The organism is Streptomyces sp. NPDC054841, assembly GCF_053611045.1.
Genome location: NZ_JBSGZO010000613.1, coordinates 1 through 4,334 on the forward strand (window position 1 = coordinate 1; position 4,334 = coordinate 4,334).

Here is a 4,334-nt window from a genome sequence, read left to right on the forward strand (position 1 = left end):
CCCCCGGGGAGGGCCCCGGGGGCGTGCCAGGCTGCGACTCAGCTCGGCTGCTTCGCCGGCGCCTGGGACGCCTCTCCCGAGTCGTCGGACTCCCCGGACTCCCCAGAGGTGTCGGACTCCGCGGACTTTCCGGACTCCCCGGAGGCGTCGGACTCCCCGGCGGCATCGGAGTCTCCGGAGCCGGAATCGGAATCGGCGCCGTCCGGGGCCGCCTCGTCGCGGGGCGCCGGGACCGCGGCCGCCGTCGCGACGACGTCCACCTCCGCGTCCTCGACACCCTCGCGCACCGCCGGGACGATCTCGCCCGATGTCCGCGCGATCTCGCCGGACGCGATCTCCGCCGCGAAGTGGCACGCGACCTTGTGGCCGGAGCCGAGGTCCTTCAGCTCGGGGCGTTCCGTGGCGCACAGCGTGTCCTGCTTCCACGGGCAGCGCGTGTGGAAGCGGCAGCCCGCAGGCGGGTTCGCGGGGGACGGGAGGTCCCCGCGCAGCAGGATGCGTTCGCGGTGGTCCTCGACCTCCGGGTCGGGGACCGGGACGGCCGACATCAGCGCCTTGGTGTACGGGTGCTTGGGCTCGGCGTACAGCGCGTCGCTCGGGGCTTCCTCCACCAGGGAGCCGAGGTACATGACCCCGATGACGTCCGAGATGTGCCGTACGACCGCGAGGTCGTGGGCGATGACGAGATACGTCAGGCCCATCGACTCCTGGAGATCCTCCAGCAGGTTGATGACCTGCGCCTGGATGGACACGTCCAGCGCGGAGACCGGCTCGTCGCAGATGATCACGTCCGGTTCGAGCACCAGCGCCCGTGCGATCCCGATCCGCTGGCGCTGTCCGCCGGAGAACTCGTGCGGGTAGCGGGACAGGGCGTTCGCCGGCAGACCCACCTTCGCCAGGATCTCCTTGATCTTCTCCCGGCGCTCCTCCTGGTTCGCGCCGATCCCGTGCGCGGCCATGCCCTCGGACAGGATCGACTCGATGTTCTGCCTCGGGTTCAGGCTGCCCAGCGGGTCCTGGAACACCATCTGCAGCCGTCGCCTGAACGACCGCATCTCCTCCTCGGGGAGCTTCGCCAGGTCCGTGCCGTCCAGCACCACCTCGCCGTCGGTGATGTCGACGAGGCGCAGCACCGCCCGCCCGAGCGTGGTCTTGCCGCAGCCGGACTCGCCCACGAGGCCGTACGTCTGGCCCGCCTCGACCGACAGCGAGACGCCGTCGACGGCGTAGACATGGCCGACCGTACGGTCGAAGAGGAGGCCCTTCTTGACGGGGAAGTGGACCTTCACTCCGTCGAGTTCGAGCAGGCTCATGCCGGGACCTCCGTTTTGGGCAGGACCGGGTTGACGCAGCGGGCCTGGTGTCCGGCCTCGCGTGGTTCGGTCAGTTCGGGCGTGCCGGTCAGGCAGCCCATCTCGTAGCGGTCGCAGCGCGGCGCGAAGGCGCAGCCCTCGGCCCAGGCGATCTGGTCGTTGATGGACCCGCGGATGGGGTTGAGCGGCTCGCCGCGCGGCGCGTCGAGCCGCGGGATGGAGCCGAGCAGCCCGTGCGTGTACGGATGCGTCGGGTGCGCGAACAGCTCGCGCCGGCCCGACGATTCGACGACCTTGCCCGCGTACAGCACATTGACCTGGTCGCACAGCCCGGCGACGACACCCAGGTCGTGGGTGATCATCAGCAGCGCGGTGCCCTCCTCGTCCACCAGCTCCTTGAGCAGTTCCAGGATCTGCGCCTGGATGGTGACGTCGAGCGCGGTGGTCGGCTCGTCGGCGATGAGCAGCCGCGGCGCGCAGGCCACCGCCATGGCGATGAGGGCGCGCTGACGCATTCCGCCGGAGAGCTGGTGCGGGTACTCCTTGAGCCGCCGCGTCGGGTCGGGGATACCGACCCGGTCGAGCAGGTGCGCGGCCTCCTTGCGGGCGGCCTCGCCCTTCAGGCCCCGGTGGCGCTGGAGGATCTCGGTGACCTGCACCCCGATCGGGACGACCGGGTTCAGCGAGGACAGCGGGTCCTGGAAGATCATCGCGAGCTTGCTGCCGCGCAGATCACGGATCTTCGAGGGGCTCATCGACAGCAGGTCCGCGCCGTCGAAGTCGGCGCGTCCACCGAGGGTGACGCCCTTGCGCGGAAGCAGGCCCATGAGCGCCAGCGACGTCACGGACTTTCCGCAGCCCGATTCGCCGACCAGGCCGACGACCTGACCCTCGTCGACGGAGAAGGAGACCCCGTTGACGGCCTTGGAGTCCTTACGGCCGCGTCCGCCGAAGGTGACGGTGAGTTCGTCCACGTTGAGCAGTGGCATGACATCAACCTCGCAGCTTCGGGTCGAGGGCTTCGCGCATGGCCTCGCCGAGCAGGGTGAAGCCGAGGGCGGTGATGATGATGCCGATCGCCGGATACATGGACATCATCGGCTCGTTGTCGAAGAAGCGCTGGGCCTGGGAGAGCATGACGCCCCACTCCGGTACGGCCGGGTCGGGATTGCCGAGACCCAGGTAGGACAGCGCGGCGGCCTCGATGATGGCGGTGGCGAGGCTGAGGGTCGCCTGGACGATCACCGGGCTCAGCGAGTTGGGCATGATCTGTGTGAGCACGATGCGCCGCTTGCGGATGCCGAGGGCACGCGCGGCCAGCACATAGTCGCTGCCGCCCTGGGCGAGCATCGAACCGCGCAGCAGCCGGGCGAAGATGGGAATCTGCACCACGCCGACAGCGATCATCACAGTGGTCAGCGACTGTCCCATCACGGCGGCGATGGACACGGCCAGGAGCAGCGAGGGCAGCGCCAGCATGATGTCGGTGACGCGCATGATGACATCGTCCATGCGCTGGCCCGCGCGTCCGCCGAGGGTGGCCGCCGCGCCCGACACGGCGCCGACCAGGGCGCCGAGGATCAGGCCGATGAGCATGGAGACCACACCGACCAGCAGGGTCTGCCGGGCGCCCACGAGCATCCGGGAGAACAGGTCGCGGCCCAGGTGATCGAGCCCGAACCAGTTCCCGGCGCGCGCGCCGACGAACTTGCCCTGGTTCTGGAAGACCTCACCGCGCCAGGTCTGCTCGGTGGGACCGTAGGGGGCGACCCACGGCCCGACGATCGCGACCACGACGAACGCCGCGATGATCACCGCGCCGATGATGGCCATCTTGCTGCCGCGCAACCGCCGCAAGGCCTCGCGCCACAGGCTCGCGCCGCTGGACGACTCGGTCCTCGCGGTGAGTTCCGCGAGCCGGTCGATCTTCGACGTCTTCGTTGTCTGCAGGCTCATCAGTGCACCCGCACCCTCGGATCAATGACGCTGTACGCGAGATCGACCAGCAGGTTGATCAGGACGTACACCATCGCGATGAACATGATGAAGCCGACGAGCACCGGATAGTCGCGGGCGTCGATCGCGGTACGGATGAAGGAGCCGATACCGCCGAAGGAGAACACCGACTCGGTGAGCACCGCGCCCGACAGCAGACTGCCGGTGAGCAGACCGACCGCGGTGACCACTGGCAGCAGCGCGTTGCGCAGGATGTGGCGGCCGCGGACGACGCGCCGCTCCAGACCCTTGGACTCGGCGGTGCGGATGTAGTCCTCGCCGATGACTTCCAGCACGCTGGCGCGGGTCATACGCACGATGACGGCGAGCGGGATGGAGGCGAGGGCGATCGCGGGCAGCACCAGGTGCATGATCGCGTCCCACGAGGCGTCGAACTCACCGGTGAGGACACCGTCGAGGACGGCGAAGCCTGTCACCGACGTCGCGTCGATGCCGGTGGACTGGCGGCCGAAGCTGGGGAAGATGCCCAGCTCGACGGAGAAGACGCCCTTCAGGAGCAGAGCGAGGAAGAAGACCGGGATGCAGATGCCGATCAGCGACCCGGAGACGGACGCCACGTCCAGCCAGCCGCCGCGCTTGCGTGCGGCGAGGTAGCCGAGCGGGATGCCGACCGCGACGGCGATGGCCATCGCCGCAAGGCTGAGCTCCACGGTGGCCGGGAATCTGAGAACGAATTCGTCCCACACCGGCTGACCGGTCTGGGTCGAGGTGCCGAGGTCCAGTTCGAAGAGCCGCTTGAGGAACCGGCCGTACTGGACGTAGAGCGGCTGGTCGAGTCCCAGCGCCCGGTTGATACGCGCCACATCGGCTTCGGTCGCCCGCTCCCCCAGGATCGCTGAGGCGGGTCCGCCGGGCAGCCGGTTCAGCCAGAGGAACAGCAGAACCGACAGGCCGAGCAGGGTGGGTATCAGCTGTAGCAGTCGTCGTACGACGAGTCGCAACACCCCGCATGCCCCTTTCTTACGTGTCGAACGTGAGTGGATGCGGGTCCGCCCGGCCAACGGT

4 protein-coding genes are annotated in these 4,334 nt (G+C 69.2%); all 4 read right to left on the minus strand.

Annotation, left to right across the window (positions count from 1 at the left end; genetic code table 11):
* Positions 1–38: 38 nt before the first annotated feature.
* Genes ACWGI8_RS40425 through ACWGI8_RS40440 form a run of 4 tightly spaced genes read right to left on the minus strand, consistent with a single transcriptional unit; the run spans position 39 to position 4,273 of the window.
* Positions 39–1,313 (minus strand): ABC transporter ATP-binding protein, encoded by a 1,275-nt coding sequence (locus ACWGI8_RS40425; RefSeq protein WP_453668439.1) that lies wholly within the window; start codon positions 1,311–1,313, stop codon positions 39–41.
* Positions 1,310–2,302, minus strand: a complete 993-nt coding sequence (locus tag ACWGI8_RS40430) for an ABC transporter ATP-binding protein (protein WP_453668440.1) — start codon at positions 2,300–2,302, stop codon at positions 1,310–1,312. Before ACWGI8_RS40430 ends, ACWGI8_RS40425 begins: the two co-directional genes overlap by 4 nt.
* Before the next feature lie 4 nt (positions 2,303–2,306).
* Positions 2,307–3,269: an ABC transporter permease gene (locus tag ACWGI8_RS40435; protein WP_453668441.1), complete on the minus strand. Its 963-nt coding sequence runs from the start codon at positions 3,267–3,269 to the stop codon at positions 2,307–2,309.
* The gene (locus ACWGI8_RS40440) at positions 3,269–4,273 is read right to left on the minus strand and encodes an ABC transporter permease (protein ID WP_453668442.1); all 1,005 of its coding nucleotides are present in this window, start codon (positions 4,271–4,273) and stop codon (positions 3,269–3,271) included. The genes ACWGI8_RS40435 and ACWGI8_RS40440 overlap by 1 nt, the downstream gene beginning before the upstream one ends.
* Between the last annotated feature and the right edge of the window lie 61 nt (positions 4,274–4,334).

What these genes read in the sequence shown, in the direction of transcription:
- ACWGI8_RS40425 (WP_453668439.1), bottom strand. Translation starts at nt 1,313, where the DNA reads ATGAGCCTGCTCGAACTCGACGGAGTGAAGGTCCACTTCCCCGTCAAG.
- ACWGI8_RS40430 (WP_453668440.1), bottom strand. Translation starts at nt 2,302, where the DNA reads ATGCCACTGCTCAACGTGGACGAACTCACCGTCACCTTCGGCGGACGC.
- ACWGI8_RS40435 (WP_453668441.1), bottom strand. Translation starts at nt 3,269, where the DNA reads ATGAGCCTGCAGACAACGAAGACGTCGAAGATCGACCGGCTCGCGGAA.